Below are 14,423 nucleotides of genomic sequence, written 5' to 3'. Positions count from 1 at the left end.
CGGCATCGGAGAACATCGGGCGGCACCGATGCTATCCGTCCATGCCGGTCACGGCGCTGGCGCCAGGCTGACGGTTTCGTCAGCTATCCGTGGTACGGCCCGCAGGCATAGCCTCGCGCTTCAGATAGCGCGGCACGAAGCGGCGGATCGCGCCATCCGGAAAGCGCACATCGACGCGTTCGCGCGTGGTCGCCACCACGGTGCCGACGCCATGGCGGCGGGCGCGCACCTTGTCGCCTTCGGCGAAACGCGGCGCTCCCGCGCCGGCTTTCGATTCGGGCAGCGGCTCGACCGGATGGCGCGCCGCCTCGGCCGCCCGCACGCAGCTGTCGCAGGTGCCGCAGCGTTCCGGGCCGCCATGTTCGCCGTAGTACTCCAGCAGCATCGCCCAGCGGCAGCGGCCGCTGCGCGCATAGTGCAGCATCGCCTCGAGCGTGGCGCGGTCCTTGTCGCTGCGCTCGGCGTACCGGGCCGCGATGGTTTGCACCGCCTGCGCATCGTTCTTGCCCGGCTGCCGGCTGTAGCGGCCGTCCTTGTGGCGGCGCGCGATTTCGGCCTCGCACAGCATCGTCAGCGCGACCTGCAGCTTGCGCCTCGCCACGTTCGGCAGCCGTTGATGCAGCGCGTCGAGCGACAGCGGTTCGGCGGCATCGATGTCCCGCATCTCTGCGACGATCTGCTCGAGCGTATCGGCACTGGGATAGCGATTCGACAGGAAGAACTGCTGCACCCGCTTGTCGCGTTCGTCATGCAGCAGCGTGCAGCGCGCCGGCTCGCCGTCGCGGCCGGCACGGCCGGTCTCCTGATAGTAGGCGTCGAGGCTGCCCGGCAGCTGCGCGTGGACGATAAAGCGGACGTCGGGCTTGTCGATGCCCATGCCGAACGCATTGGTGGCGACCATCACGCGGCATTCACCGGTCATGAAGGCGGCCTGGCTGTCGCGGCGCTGCCCGGCCGTGCAGCGGCCGTGATAGAGCGCGACCTGCTGCCCGGCCTCCTTCAGGCCCGCATGCAGCCGCTCGGCTTCGCGAACCGTGGCCGTATAGACGATGCCGGCGCCTTTCTCGCGCGCGACGAGGCTGCGCACCTGCGCCAGCCGCTCGTCGTCGCCGGCGACATGCTGGACCGCATAGATCAGATTGGGCCGGTACAGGCCGGCCTTGACCACGCACAGCGACTGCAGGTCCAGCTGCGCGGCGATATCGTGGATCAGCGCGTCGGTGGCGGTCGCCGTCAGCGCAAGCACCGGCGGCCGTCCGAGCGCACGGACCGCGTCAGGGATGCCGAGATACGCCGGACGGAAGTCATGTCCCCATTGCGAGATGCAGTGCGCTTCGTCGACGACCAGCAAGGCGATGCGATTGCGCTGGATCGACGCGATGACCTCGGGGTCCTGCAGCTGTTCCGGCGTGGTCAGCACGATCCGCTCGTCGCGGCGAGCCACGCTGTCCAGCGCCGCATCGGCGGCGGCGTCGCCGACGGCGCTGTTGACGACCGCCGGGTCCAGCTCGAGCCCTTCCAGTTTCTCGGCCTGGTCCTGCATCAGCGAGATCAGCGGCGAGACGACGACCGTCAGGCCGTCCAGGCACAGCGCCGGTACCTGGTAGCACAGCGACTTGCCGCTGCCAGTCGGCATCACCGCCAGCGTGTCGTGCCCCTTGAGCACGCTGTCGATGACTTCGGCCTGGCCGGGGCGCAGGCGCTGGATGTCGAAGCGCTCGCGCAGCAGGCGGCGGACGGAATCGGGCAGCGTGGTGGTCATGTCCGAGCGGCGGCTGCAATTTCCATGCCGCACGCGCCCCCCCGCGCCGGTTCCACGATCCGGCCGCCGCGGTCCGTCTTTGAGAAAAATTGACACCCCCGAACGGACGGACTTACGCTCGGTCGTCCCTGGACATGCCCCGCACGCCGCCTCGCGCCGCCGCGCCGCAAGCCCTTGCGGCACCGCAGTCCCCCATACCCATAACGACAAATCTCTTCGAGACAGCCTCGCCGTGCCTTCCTCCCGCCTGAATCCCTCGCTGCTCAGCGAGTTGCGCCCCGCCCTGCCGATCCTGATCGGCGCCTCCGTGATGCTGAGCCTGGCGATGGGCCTGCGCCAAAGCCTGGGCATCTTCATGCCGCCGCTGACGCGCGATATCGGCATCTCGGTATCGGACTTCACCGCGGCGATCGCGGTGCAGAACCTCGCCTGGGGCCTGTTGCAGCCGATCGCCGGCGCGTGGGCGGTGCGGATCGGATTCCGCCCGCTGATGATGAGCGGCGCCGCGCTCTATGTGCTCGGGCTCGCCTTGCTGGCCGGGGCGCAAGGCATGCTCGGCGTCACGCTTGGCGCCGGCGTCGCCATTGGCGCCTCGATGGCCTGCACCGGCAGCGCGATCGCGATGGCGGTCGCCGCCCGGCCGATCTCGCCGACGCTGCGCAGCACGGTGCTCGGCATCGTGTCGGCCGCGGGATCGCTGGGCGCGCTGATCGCCGCGCCGATCGGACAGGTGGTCGCGCAAGGCTACGGCTGGCGTGTCGGCATGGTCGCCTTCGTCGTGCTGGCGCTGGCGATGCTGCCAGCCGCGTGGTTCGCCGGCCGGGTCGACCGGCTGCCGGCGCCCGTGTCGCCGAGCGGCATCGAGCAGAACGCCCGCCAGGCGCTGGGCACGGCGCTGCGCCATGCTCCTTTCCTGGTGATGGCGATGGCGTACTTCGTCTGCGGCATGCAGCTGGTCTTCCTGACCACGCACCTGCCGTCCTATCTCGATGTCTGCGGCATGGATGCGATGCTCAGCGCGCAGGCGCTCGGCGTGATCGGCGGCTTCAACGTGCTCGGCAGCCTGTTCTTCGGCTGGGCCGGCGGGCGCGTCAACAAGCTGCTGCTGCTCGGCGGCATCTACACGCTGCGCTCGCTGGCGCTGATCTGGTATTTCTCGTCGGCGCCGACGCCGGAAAGCACGCTGCTGTTCGCTGCGGTAATGGGCTTCCTGTGGCTCGGCGTGGCGCCGCTGGTGGCGGGCTGGATCGCCGAGACCTTCGGGCTGCGCTGGCAGGCGATGCTGGGCGGCGTGGCGTTCTTCAGCCACCAGATCGGCAGCTTCGTCGGCGCCTTCGGCGGCGGCCTGCTGTTCGACGCGCTCGGCTCCTACACGCTGGCATGGCAGGTCGGCGTATCGCTGGGCCTGGCCGCGGGCCTCGCGCAAATCGCGTTCGCCGTGGCGACGCGGCCGCGGCCGCCACAGGTGGCGACGGCCTAGGCCGCGCCACCGGGCGGGGTTGCGTGCCGGGATGGCGCGACGGCGTTACTGCGCCGGACGGATGTTCTGATTGCCGCGGAACAGATTGTCCGGATCGTATTCGCGCTTGATCTGCGCCAGCCGCGCGTAGTTGGCGCCATAGGCGGCGTCGACCCGCGTGGTCTCGTCCTGCGTCAGGAAGTTGACGTAGACGCTGCCCAGCGCGAACGGCGTCAGCGCATCGAACAGGCCGCGCGTCCACTGGATGCAGCGCTGATCGTCGGCGGGCTGCTGCCAGCGGCCGTGGATGTTCATCACGAAGTTGGCGTCGCGATGCGCGTAGGCCGTGGCGTCGACCGGCACGCGGCCGACCCGCCCACCCAGCGCACCGATGAAGATTTCGCATTCCGGCGACGGCAACGTCGCCAGCCCGTCTTCCAGCACGGCCAGCATGCCGTCGTCGAGCCGCGCGAAATTGTGCGACTTCCAGTAGTTGCGCGCCCCCGGCGTCAGCAGCGGATCGAAGGCCTTCTGCCAGGCGGCATAGGGCATGGGCCCAAGATGCTCGCCATAGGGCTGGCCGAATTCGCGGATCGGCGCGATGGCGTCGGCACCTTGCGCCGAGGGGCCGATATGGCAGCAGGCCAGCACCATCACCGGTTTGCCATGCACCTCGGCCGGCAGGAACGGCAGCGGCGGCGCGAGGCGGAACACCGACCATACCGTCACGTCGTCCGGCGCCGAGTCCATGAACTCCCGATAGCGCGGCAGCACCTGTGCCGCCTGTTCGAACGGATAGACCACCAGGCCGCCGTAGATTTCAGGTCCGACCGGATGCAGCTCGAACTCGAACTGCGTGACCACGCCGAAATTGCCCCCACCGCCGCGGATGGCCCAGAACAGATCGGGATCGTTGTCGGCATCGACACGGTGGTGCCTTCCGTCGGCAGTCACCATGTGCGCACCGAGCAGGTTGTCCACCGTCGTGCCGTACTTGCGGCTGATCCAGCCGAACCCCCCGCCCAGCGTCAGCCCCGCGACGCCGGTCGTCGAGTTGATGCCCAGCGGCGTCGCCAGCCCGAAGGCTTGCGCCTCATGATCGAAATCGGCCAGCGTCGCACCTGGCTCGACCCATGCGACCCGTGCCTGCGGATCGACCACGACCGATCGCATCCCCGATAAATCGAGCACCAGCCCCTCGTCGCAGACCGCGGTGCCGGCGATATTGTGGCCGCCGCCCCGCACCGCCGCGCGCATGCCATGTCTTGTCGCAAACCCGATCGCGCTGATCACGTCGGCGGCGCCGGCGCAGCGCGCGATCGCGGTCGGCCGGCAATCCACCGTGGCATTCCACACCTTTCTCGCTTCTTCATAACCCGGATCGTCGGCCTGCAATACCGCTCCCCGCATCCCCGACTTCCACTGGTCGATGGTTTCCCTGGTCACACTGGTCATGGCGCACCTCTCGTCTTGCTCTTGATGCAGCGTCCTCGACAGGCTGTCCGGCCTGGAGGCCGCGCGGTGGCGCGGTGATGGCCATCACGTGGTATGTGTGCCCGGATCGATCGGTCTGCGACCTGCGAGGGATGAGGGTGGGAGGCGGGATCGGCGGAGGGCGCTGGTGCGGAACATTTAAGGCACGAGGTCGGCAAATGTAAAGCCACGCCGGATCCCTGACATTGCAGACAAAGGCAAGCAGGTTTTGCCTGTGATGCCACCCGCCAGCGCTACAATCGCACCGTCGAAAAAGACAGCGGCGGTATCGGTTAGTCCGCCCGCTCCGGTTCCCGGAGTTCTGTCGGCGCCCGCCGACCCGCGACCTTCGCCTGCATCCGAGCGGGCGGGTCGCGCGCGTCTACTTCGCCTGCCGCCTCGATCCCTGCCCGCTTCTTGCGGCGAAGCCTTTCGTTCGACGCTGGTCCGGCTGCCGCATCGGCATGCCGGTCCGCCCATTCAGCGAGGCCATCATGAAACAAAGCATCTCCGTCGTTACCTTGCCCGTCGCCGATCTCGACCGCGCCAAGGCGTTCTATTGCGGTGGACTGGGCTGGTCGCCGGTATTCGACAACGGCGATATCGCGTTCTTCCAGTTCAACGGATTGATCGTCGGCTTGTGGACCCAAAGCTCGTTCGAAGCGGAAATCCATGGCCCATCGAGCCCGGGCGCGCGCGGCTCGGCGCTGGGCCACAACGTCGAATCGCCCGAGGAAGTCGACCGGCTGATCGCCAAGGCCGTCGCCAGCGGCGCGACACTGGTGTCGCCGGCGCGCGCCTTGTCGTGGGGCGGTTATTCCGGCTATTTCGCCGATCCGGACGGGCATCTGTGGGAGGTGGCCCACAACCCCGCCTGGCCGATCTCGCCCGAGGGCTACGTCACCTTCGCCAGCTGACCGCTGCCGCCAAAGGCGCCGGTGTCGGAATCGGCTGACAGCCGATGCGGCCCGACGCCGGTGTCCTGCGATCGCCGCCCCGGCCTATGCTGGTCCACGTTTGGACCGCATGGGCCGACACGCAACCGGGAGAGGCGATGGACTGGATCGACATGCTGCAATGGCCCGCGATGGCCATCACCGTCGCGGCCACCTGGCTGATCGGTTCGCGAGTCGCCACGCGCCGGAAGCTTGGCTTCTGGGTCTTCCTGCTGAGCAACGCACTGTGGGTCATCTGGGGCCTGCACACCAGCGCCTATGCGCTGGTGGTGCTGCAGTTCGCGCTGGCCGCGCTCAATCTGCGCGGGATGCGCAAGGCCAGGCAGATCGAACAGAACGGGGAAACGCAGCCGGGGCCGGCGGGGAGCGCGGAGGCGCAGTAGCCGTGGCCCCAAGTGAATTGCCCCGGTAGCGGATCAGCGTCGTTCCGCGCAACCAGACTCCACCCATCCCGCGGTGTGCCCCGCACCCCACCTTCCACTACACTTGCGGCTTTCCTATTCCGTGCCGGCATCGTTCCAGGCCTCGGCTCGCCGGCCGAGTTGAACAATAAGAAATCGTGTCCTCCGCATCGTCCCAAGACCGCTCCACCCTGCTCGCCGTGCTCGCCCTGATGGGATCGATGGCATCGCTGTGCGTCGGCACGTCGTTTGCCAAAAGCCTGTTCGATGCGGTCGGCGCGCAGGGCACCACCGCGCTGCGGGTCGGGTTTTCCGCGCTGATCCTGCTGGTGGCGTGGCGGCCGTGGCGGTGGCCGCTGAAGGGGGCCGATGCGCGCGCCATTGCGCTGTACGGCGCGGCGCTGGGTGCGACCAATCTGATGTTCTACATGTCGTTGCGGACGGTGCCGCTCGGGCTGGCGATTGCGATCGAGTTCACCGGGCCGCTGGCCGTGGCCATCGCCTCGTCGCGGCGCGCGCTCGATTTCGTCTGGATCGCCTTCGCGGTGGCGGGGCTGCTGTTGCTGCTGCCGTTGCGGGAGCACGCCGACAATCTCGATCCCGTCGGCATCGGCTACGCGCTCGCCGCCGGGGTCGGTTGGGCGCTCTATATCATCTTCGGCCAACGCGCCGGCAATGCGCATGGGGGCCAGGCGACTTCGCTAGGCTTGCTGATGGCGTCGTTGGTGGTATTCCCGTTTGGCCTCGCCCATGCGGGCACGGCACTGTTCAGCCCGCCGTTGCTGCTGGCGGGGCTGGCCGTCGGCGTGCTGTCCAGCGCGATTCCCTATTCGCTGGAGATGGTCGCGCTCAAGCGGCTGCCGCGGCGGACCTTCGGCATCCTGCTCAGCATGGAGCCGGCAATGGGTGCGTTGGCGGGGCTGGTGATGTTGCACGAGCAGCTGAGCGCCACGCAATGGCTGGCGATCGGCTGCATCATCGTCGCTTCGATCGGCTGTACCGCGACGGCCGGTGCGCGCCGCCCGGCCAAGACGGACGCGCGCGGCACAGGCACCGCCGCTTGAGCACGCGCGACGCCCCGCCGTGGCGGGGCCTCGGTCACGCTCAGGCGACCTTGTAGCGCTCGAGCCAGTGCGCGTACGGCGCGGGCAGGGTCCACGAAGGGCGGTCCACGCCGAGCGCCTTGGCGGCGTGGTACGGCCAATGCGGATCGGCCAGATGGGCGCGACCGACCATCACCAGATCCAGCTGCTGCTGGGCGACGACGCGTTCGGCGAGCTGCGGCGTATCGATGCCCCAGGCCGAAGCCACCGGCAAGCCGGTCTCGCGACGGACCCGCTCGGCCACCGGCGCGAGGAATGCCGGGCCCCACGGAATGTTCGCCTCCGGCGTCGAAAAGCCGACGCTGACGCTGAGCATGTCCAGCCCTTCCTGCTTGAGCCGCTGCGTCAGCGCGATGGCTTCGCTCAGCGTTTCCTCGTCGCGGCCGTCGTATTCGATCACGCCAAAACGCGCGGTCAGCGGCAGGCGCTCGGGCCAGACCTTGCGCACCGCCGCCAGCGTCTCGACCAGGAAGCGGCCACGGTTCTCCGCGGAGCCGCCGTAGGCGTCGTCGCGCTCGTTGGAGTGGGGCGAGAAGAAGCTCTGCGCCAGATAGCCATGCGCGAAATGCAATTCCAGCCATTCAATGCCGAGGTCGCGCACCCGCTCGGCGGCCGCGACGAAGTCCGCGCGGACGCGGGCGATATCGTCGAGCGTCATCGCGCGCGGCACCTTGGGCAGGCCGGCACCGAAGGGGATCGCCGAAGGCGCGATCGTCTGCCAGCCGCGCGGATCGTCTTCGGCAATGTGGTCATCGCCTTCCCACGGCCGGTTCGCGCTCGCCTTGCGTCCCGCGTGGCCGATCTGGATGCCGGGCACCGCGCCAGCGGCCTTGATGGCACCGACCACGGGGGCGAAGGCCTCGGCCTGCTTGTCATTCCACAGCCCGGCGCATCCCGGGGTAATGCGGCCCTCCGGCGAGACGGCGGTGGCCTCGGCGATCACCAGACCGGCGCCGCCGCGCGCGATGCCGGCCAGGTGCACCTTGTGCCAGTCATTGATGACGCCATCCTCGGCGACGTACTGGCACATCGGCGGCACCGCGATCCGGTTGCGCAGCGTGACATCTTTCAGTTGGAACGGTTGGAACAGCGCGGACATCTATCGTTTTCCTTCAGTGAGATCGAAACAGCGGTAAAGCCAAGTGGCAAGGTGGCAAGGCGGCAGCGCGCGGCGGGCTCAATGGTCCCGTGCCGCCACGGCGCCGAGCAGCGCGTGCGCGACCGCCTCCGAGGAGGCCGGATTCTGACCGGTGATCAGCAGGCCGTCGGTGACGGCATACGGCTGCCAATCCGCGGCCTTTTCGTAGCGGCCGCCATGGGCCTTCAACATGTCCTCGACCAGGAACGGCACCACGTCGGTCAGGCCGACCGCCGCTTCCTCGGTATTGGCAAAGCCCGTCACCGTCTTGCCCTGGACCAGCGGCTTGCCGTCCGGTCCCTTGACATGGCGCAGGACGCCCGGCGCGTGGCACACCGCCGCGACCGGCTTGCCGGTGGCAACAGCGCGTTCGATCAGCGCGATCGAGTGCCCGTCTTCGGCAAGGTCCCACAGCGGGCCGTGGCCGCCCGGGTAGAACACGGCGTCGAAATCGTCGATCGACACGTCGGCCAGCTTGCGCGTCGATGCCAGCGCGGCGCGCGCCTCGGCATCGGCCTCGAAACGCCGGGTGGCGTCGGTCTGCGAGGCCGGGTCGCTGCTCTTCGGATCCAGCGGCGGCTGTCCGCCTAGCGGCGAGGCCAGCGTGATATCGACGCCCTGGTCGCGGAACACGTAGTACGGCGCCGCCAGTTCCTCCAGCCAGAAGCCGGTCTTCTGGCCGGTGTCGCCAAGACGGTCATGCGAGGTCAGTACGATCAGCAGTTTCATGATGCGAATCCTTGTCGGTTCAATCGAACGGCGACCGAGAATTAGACCGGTCGTCTAGTAACGAATCCAAAAAAAGCGACGCGCCTTCCGCGTCGCCACTGGCGGTGTCTTTCCGCCAGCCGTGCTCTGCTACGACAGCTTCAACAATTGCCGCGTCGCGGCCATTGCTAGCGCGAACGGCTTGCCGTCCTGCCGGAATTTCCCCAACAGCGTGGCGCCGAGCCACAACTGGTACAGCGTGGCCGCCAGTTCGTACGGATCGTCGATCCCACGCAGCGAGCCATCGCGCAAGGCCGCCTCGATACAGGCGCCCAACCGCTGCACGATCTGCCCGGTGCCGCGTTCCAGCACGCCGCGCATCGCCTGCGACAGGTCGCACACCTCTGCGCCAAGCTTCACCGCCAGGCACTTGCCCTCCGGGTCGTCCGCCTTCTGCGCGTTCTGCCACACGGTCCAGTAGCGCAACAGCCGCTGGCCGTGATCGCCCTCTCCGCGCACCAGCATTTGCTCCAGGTGCGTCAGATAGTCGGTGAAATAGGATTCGAGCAAGGCCTCGCCGAACGCTTCCTTCGAGCCGAAATAGTGATAGAACGAGCCCTTTGGCACCCCTGCGGCCTGCAAGATCTCGTTCAGCCCCACCGCCGAAAATCCCTTGCGGAGCATGATCGGCTTGGCCGTGTCGAGGATGTGCTGGCGGACGTCAGCGGTGGTGGAGGGTGGCATGGGGTCGATGATACCAGAATTAGACCGGTCGTCTAGTAGCGGACGCCGGAGGGTGAAGGTCGGTAGTTTTGCGAATCGGCATTCTTGTTCGCTTTTGTCCCGATGCGCCGCACTAGCTGTATGGATGCACAGTATATTCGTGACCTCCCTTCTCTAATGAAGGGGTTGCAAATGGCTCCGTCTGTACAAACCGTGCCCAACCGCGCGAACTCCCAGACACTCGCTGGTAAGGGACCAAACCGTGCCCAAGCAGGACTATCCGCCGTTGTGGCCTCCCGGCCGTCACAGGATCACGCTTTCGGACTTTCGCGCCGTCGCGGTGGAACGGTTCCCGCGCGACGGGCGGCGGCGAGAGTTGTATCTTCGGTTGGAAGCCTGGATAAAGAAGCTTCAGTCCCTCGGTGTCAAGGCAACACTCTGGCTCGACGGGTCGTTCGCCACGGAAAAACCCGGCCCCCGTGACGTCGATTGCATCCTTTGGAATCCCCGAGTGGATGGCGAGATGACGGAGGGTACAAAAGAACTCCTTGCGCCGCTAATCGACAAGAACCATGTAGACAGTGAGTTTGGGCTGGATTTTTTTATGGAGGGACCCTGGAGCGGCGACCGTTTCCAGCGAGAGGCTTACTGGTCTGGCGTTTTTGGCTTTTGCCATGATCGGATTACAGCGAAAGGATTCGTGGAGATCGCATTGTGAGCGCGGAATTTCTTGAACAGCATGTAAAGGCTTTGATTGCGGTTGCCCGGGAAACAGAGGAACAACTAGCGAAGGATCCTTATGACTTCTGGTGTGCTGCAGCGCTAAAAGTACAGTACCAAGCCATCGCCAAGGCTTGGCGCGAGCTTGCCGTTGCACGAGCAGAACAGACGCAGCAACCATTGGAATTGCGCTTGATTGCGCCTCCCGCGAAGGTCCAGGGTTGGAGCAGCACCTGAATGGCTCCATGCGAGCCGCTCCTGCAGGGTCCGGATATTCACGCTACCCTGTCGCGCTCCAATTGAAGATTCCGACCGTCGTTCGGATCCAATCCCTCTGTCGGGAATCCCCACATGCCCCAACCCCAACCGCTGAAAATCGATTTCGTCTCCGACATCGCCTGCCCCTGGTGTGCGATCGGCCTTTCCTCGCTGCAATTGGCGCTGTCCCGTCTTGGCGACGAGGTCGATGCCCAGGTCGTGCTGCACCCGTTTGAATTGAACCCCGACATGGGACCCGGTGGCGAGGCCATCGTCACTTATCTGGGCAAGAAGTACGGCCGCACGCCGGCGCAGATCGCTGAGACGCAGGCGATGATCCGGGAGCGCGGCGCCGACGTCGGGTTCTCGTTCGGTCCGCGCGAGCGCGTCTACAACACCTTCGACGCGCATCGCCTGCTGCATTGGGCCCGGCTCGAAGGCAGGCAGTTGCCGCTGAAGCTGGCGCTTCTGCAGGCCTATCACGGCGACGGCAAGGATCCGAGCGACCATGGCGTGCTGGTCGAGGCGGCGCAATCGGCGGGCCTCGATGGTGCCGCGGCGCGCCGCGTGCTCGAGAACGGCGACTATGCCGACGAGGTCCGCGCCGAGGAACGGGAATACCAGTCGATGGGCATCCAATCGGTGCCTTCGATCATCTTCAACGATCGCTATCTGGTCACCGGCGGTCAGCCGGCGGAAGCGTTCGAACAGGCGATCCGGCAGATCCTCGCTGAAGGCCCCGAAGGCGCTGAAGGCTGAACGCGCCGCCGCGGCTCAGCGCATCGAGAACCAGTCCTCCGGCAGCCACTCGGTGGCGTGCCGGGCCGGCGGATTCAGCGTCAGCGTGGCCTCGTGCAGTAACGCGTCGTCCGGATGCAGCCGCACCGAGAAACCGTGCTCGCGCAGGATCGCCAGCATCCGGCGGTTCTCGCTCAATACCTCACCCCGCAGCGCACGCAGGCGTTGCGCGCTGGCGCCCTGCACCAGGGTCTGCACCAGCCGGCGGCCGATGCCGCGCCCCTGCCAGCGGTCGGTGACGACGAGGGCAAGTTCGGCGACGCCCGCTTCCCCCACCGCGTATTCCCCATTCGCGACGATGATTTCCTCGCCGCCGCCATCGCCATCGCCGCGGGCCGTGACCACAAGCGCGGAGCGGCTGCGGACGAACTGCCCGATCAAGTCGTCCGACACCAACCCACCGGTCAGGAAGCGGTAGTAGCGGCTTTCGCGCGACAGGCCGTCGACGAAGGCCCGCTGGCGGACGAAGTCATCGAGACGTACTGCGCGCGCCGTCAGCATCTGGCCACTCTTGACGGTCCAGGTCTGCGGAAAGTCGCCGAAGACCAGGGCCTGGCAAACAGGAAGGGAGCGATCTCGGCGGCACGCAAGACGGCGGGCATGGCTGGCATCCTGACTTCATTTATCGTAGCCAGAGTATAGGCGAGATCCTGACTTTTGCAAATGAAGTCAGCCTGCTATGCTGCGATCATGGAACCGACCTCCGAAGACCTCCGTCATTGTTCGATCGCCGGCACGCTCGCCCTGATCGGCGAGAAATGGTCGATGCTGATCCTTCGCGACGTGCTGAGCGGCGTCAGCCGCTTTGACGACTTCCTGTCCCGGCTCCAATGCTCCCCGGCCGTGCTGTCCGCCCGGCTCAAGACGCTGACCGAGGCCGGCCTGCTGCGGCGGGTCAGCTACCGCGAGCCGGGGGCGAGGGAGCGCTTCGCCTACCGGCCTACGCGCGCCGCCGTCGAACTGCTGCCCGTGCTGATTGGCTTGATGCAGTGGGGCGACCGCCATCTGCGGGATGGCTGCGGCCTGGTGGAGGTGCGCTCGGCCACCAGTGGTCTCAAGGTCCATGCCGCGTTGGTCGACGAGGCTGGCAACGAAGTGCCTTTGAACGAACTGAAGACCGTGCGATCGCGTCATGCGATGCCGGCCCGGCTGGACCAGTCCAACGCTTCGCCCTCCTCCCCGCAAGCGGACGTCACCCCTGGCGCGCCAGACCTCGCCAGCGCCGGCTGACCCCGCGCACCGCCGCCGCGCATTGCGGCGCACCATCGTCGTGCCGCCCCGCCCCAACAGCGCGCATCGCGTGACCTTTGCCGCGCTGCCGCAGCGTCGTATCCGCATCGAACAGCACAAAACCCGCTGGCATGCCGCTTGCTGAATTGTGACGCGAGCGGACCAACGGCGGCCCGCTCCAGACACACAGCGCGTCGGCGGTCTTCACCGCCCACGTCAGGACAACGGCGTCCCCTGAACCGATCGCATCGCCTGCATCGGCTCTCGGGACGCCTTTTGTTTTCTTGGAGCCAGCATGGCAGCGACCCTCAGCCCGGATGCAAGCCTGAATTCCAGCGCGGAAAGCAAAGCGACCCGCATCGCGCTGTTCACCTTCCGCACGCCACAGATGCGCGCCTTCCATATGACGTGGATGGCGTTCTTCATCTGCTTCTTCGCCTGGTTCGCCTGCGCGCCGCTGATGCCGATGCTGCGCGGCGAGTTCGGACTGACGCCCGATCAGGTCGCCAACATCAATATCGCGGCCGTCGCGGTGACGATCCTGGTGCGGCTGATCATCGGCCCGCTTTGCGACCGCTATGGGCCGCGCAAGGCCTATACCGGCCTGCTGGTGCTCGGCTCGATTCCGGTGCTGGGCGTGGCGATGGCGCAGACCTACGAGGCCTTCCTGTTTTTCCGGCTGCTGATCGGCGCGATCGGCGCGAGCTTCGTGATCACGCAGTACCACACCTCGGTGATGTTCGCGCCGAACGTCGTCGGCACCGCCAATGCGGCGTCTGCCGGCTGGGGCAATGCCGGCGGCGGCGCGGCCCAGGGTCTGATGCCGCTGCTGCTGGCCGGCGTGCTGATGCTCGGCGTCAGCGAGACGATGGGCTGGCGGGTCGCGCTGCTGGTTCCCGGCGTTGCGATGCTGCTGATGGCCGCGCTGTACTGGCGCTTCACGCAGGACTGCCCGCAGGGCAACTACGCCGATCTGCGCGCGCGCGGCGTCGCCATCGACGGCGGCAAGAAAGGCGGCTGGGCCAGCTTCGTCGCCGCCAGCGCCAACTACCGGGTATGGCTGCTGTTCGTGACGTACGGCGCCTGCTTCGGCGTCGAGATCTTCATCCACAACGTCGCCGCGATGTACTTCGTCGACAAGTTCGAACTGTCGCTGAAGGCCGCGGGCCTGGCCGCGGCGAGCTTCGGCCTGCTGGCGCTGTTCGCCCGCGCGCTGGGAGGCTGGGCCTCGGACAGGGTTGCGCGCACGCACGGCCTGAGCGCTCGCACCACGCTGCTGTTCGTGCTGATGCTAGGCGAGGGTCTTGGCCTGCTGTGGTTCTCGCAATCGAATTCGGTCGTGCTGGCGGTGATCGCGATGCTGGCCTTCGGCCTGTTCACGCACATGGCCTGCGGCGCGACCTATGCGCTGGTGCCGTTCATCGACCGCAAGGCGCTGGGCGGCGTGTCCGGAATCATCGGCGCGGGCGGCAATGTCGGTGCAGTCGCCGCCGGCCTGCTGATGAAGGGCCTGGGCAGCCTGCAGCAAACCCTGATGGTGCTCGGCGTGCTGGTGGTGCTGTCGGCGCTGTGCGCGGTGGCGGTGCGCTTCTCCGCGGAGCACAAGGCCCGCGAACAGGCACTGCTCGAGAACGCGCTCGCCAGCTAGCCAATACCGCCTGCCCCACTGCCGACAACAACGCACCACGAGATGC

15 protein-coding genes are annotated in these 14,423 nt (G+C 67.2%); 9 read left to right on the top strand and 6 right to left on the bottom strand.

The genetic code is table 11. The annotated features are described in order from the left end of the window. Window positions 1–79 precede the first annotated feature (79 nt). Window positions 80–1,762, bottom strand: coding sequence for an ATP-dependent DNA helicase RecQ (locus tag LRR16_RS01235; protein ID WP_232204537.1), 1,683 nt, complete (start codon window positions 1,760–1,762; stop codon window positions 80–82). A gap of 310 nt (window positions 1,763–2,072) precedes the next feature. Between LRR16_RS01235 and LRR16_RS01230 the strand changes: the two genes are divergently transcribed. Beyond that, the gene (locus LRR16_RS01230; RefSeq protein ID WP_156526544.1) at window positions 2,073–3,242 is read left to right on the top strand and encodes an MFS transporter; all 1,170 of its coding nucleotides are present in this window, start codon (window positions 2,073–2,075) and stop codon (window positions 3,240–3,242) included. Between the two features lie 45 nt (window positions 3,243–3,287). Here LRR16_RS01230 and LRR16_RS01225 read toward each other — a convergent pair whose 3' ends face one another. Then, on the bottom strand, window positions 3,288–4,676 hold the full coding sequence (locus LRR16_RS01225) for an FAD-binding oxidoreductase (RefSeq protein WP_232204530.1): 1,389 nt from the start codon (window positions 4,674–4,676) through the stop codon (window positions 3,288–3,290). 512 nt (window positions 4,677–5,188) lie between these two features. On the opposite strand from LRR16_RS01225, the gene LRR16_RS01220 reads away from it, so the two are divergent. The 3 genes from LRR16_RS01220 to LRR16_RS01210 all read left to right on the top strand — a co-directional run bounded on the left by LRR16_RS01220 (window position 5,189) and on the right by LRR16_RS01210 (window position 7,115). After that, window positions 5,189–5,611, top strand: coding sequence for a VOC family protein (locus tag LRR16_RS01220; RefSeq protein WP_043439785.1), 423 nt, complete (start codon window positions 5,189–5,191; stop codon window positions 5,609–5,611). 137 nt (window positions 5,612–5,748) lie between these two features. Then, the gene (locus tag LRR16_RS01215; protein ID WP_006576270.1) at window positions 5,749–6,033 is read left to right on the top strand and encodes a hypothetical protein; all 285 of its coding nucleotides are present in this window, start codon (window positions 5,749–5,751) and stop codon (window positions 6,031–6,033) included. A gap of 230 nt (window positions 6,034–6,263) precedes the next feature. After that, window positions 6,264–7,115 (top strand): DMT family transporter, encoded by an 852-nt coding sequence (locus LRR16_RS01210; protein WP_052511374.1) that lies wholly within the window; start codon window positions 6,264–6,266, stop codon window positions 7,113–7,115. Window positions 7,116–7,155: 40 nt separating this feature from the next. Here LRR16_RS01210 and LRR16_RS01205 read toward each other — a convergent pair whose 3' ends face one another. The 3 genes from LRR16_RS01205 to LRR16_RS01195 form a co-directional block, all read right to left on the bottom strand. Next, window positions 7,156–8,253: an NADH:flavin oxidoreductase/NADH oxidase gene (locus tag LRR16_RS01205; protein WP_232204528.1), complete on the bottom strand. Its 1,098-nt coding sequence runs from the start codon at window positions 8,251–8,253 to the stop codon at window positions 7,156–7,158. Window positions 8,254–8,331: 78 nt separating this feature from the next. Continuing rightward, window positions 8,332–9,021, bottom strand: coding sequence for a type 1 glutamine amidotransferase domain-containing protein (locus tag LRR16_RS01200; RefSeq protein WP_232204527.1), 690 nt, complete (start codon window positions 9,019–9,021; stop codon window positions 8,332–8,334). Between the two features lie 129 nt (window positions 9,022–9,150). Further along, window positions 9,151–9,744 carry a TetR/AcrR family transcriptional regulator gene (locus LRR16_RS01195; RefSeq protein ID WP_232204526.1) on the bottom strand — a complete coding sequence of 198 codons (594 nt, stop codon included), beginning with the start codon at window positions 9,742–9,744 and terminating at the stop codon, window positions 9,151–9,153. 241 nt (window positions 9,745–9,985) lie between these two features. Between LRR16_RS01195 and LRR16_RS01190 the strand changes: the two genes are divergently transcribed. The 3 genes from LRR16_RS01190 (at window position 9,986) to LRR16_RS01180 (ending at window position 11,460) form a co-directional block, all read left to right on the top strand. Next, on the top strand, window positions 9,986–10,441 hold the full coding sequence (locus LRR16_RS01190; RefSeq protein WP_156526539.1) for a hypothetical protein: 456 nt from the start codon (window positions 9,986–9,988) through the stop codon (window positions 10,439–10,441). Continuing rightward, a complete protein-coding gene (locus LRR16_RS01185; protein WP_156526538.1) occupies window positions 10,438–10,680 on the top strand; it encodes a hypothetical protein in 243 nt (80 codons plus the stop codon). The genes LRR16_RS01190 and LRR16_RS01185 overlap by 4 nt, the downstream gene beginning before the upstream one ends. A 114-nt stretch (window positions 10,681–10,794) precedes the next feature. Then, window positions 10,795–11,460, top strand: coding sequence for a DsbA family oxidoreductase (locus tag LRR16_RS01180; RefSeq protein ID WP_232204521.1), 666 nt, complete (start codon window positions 10,795–10,797; stop codon window positions 11,458–11,460). Window positions 11,461–11,475: 15 nt separating this feature from the next. Here LRR16_RS01180 and LRR16_RS01175 read toward each other — a convergent pair whose 3' ends face one another. Then, complete coding sequence (locus tag LRR16_RS01175; RefSeq protein ID WP_232204517.1) at window positions 11,476–12,000, bottom strand: GNAT family N-acetyltransferase; 525 nt, start codon at window positions 11,998–12,000, stop codon at window positions 11,476–11,478. A gap of 162 nt (window positions 12,001–12,162) precedes the next feature. Here LRR16_RS01175 and LRR16_RS01170 point away from each other — a divergent pair, with 162 nt between their 5' ends. Further along, window positions 12,163–12,729 carry a helix-turn-helix domain-containing protein gene (locus LRR16_RS01170; protein WP_023264380.1) on the top strand — a complete coding sequence of 189 codons (567 nt, stop codon included), beginning with the start codon at window positions 12,163–12,165 and terminating at the stop codon, window positions 12,727–12,729. A 295-nt stretch (window positions 12,730–13,024) separates the two neighbouring features. Continuing rightward, on the top strand, window positions 13,025–14,377 hold the full coding sequence (locus LRR16_RS01165; protein ID WP_006576280.1) for an MFS transporter: 1,353 nt from the start codon (window positions 13,025–13,027) through the stop codon (window positions 14,375–14,377). Window positions 14,378–14,423: the final 46 nt, after the last annotated feature.

Source organism: Cupriavidus sp. UGS-1, from assembly GCF_021213615.1.
Classification (GTDB): Bacteria; Pseudomonadota; Gammaproteobacteria; order Burkholderiales; family Burkholderiaceae; genus Cupriavidus.
This window is presented reverse-complemented; position numbering and strand designations above follow the sequence as displayed.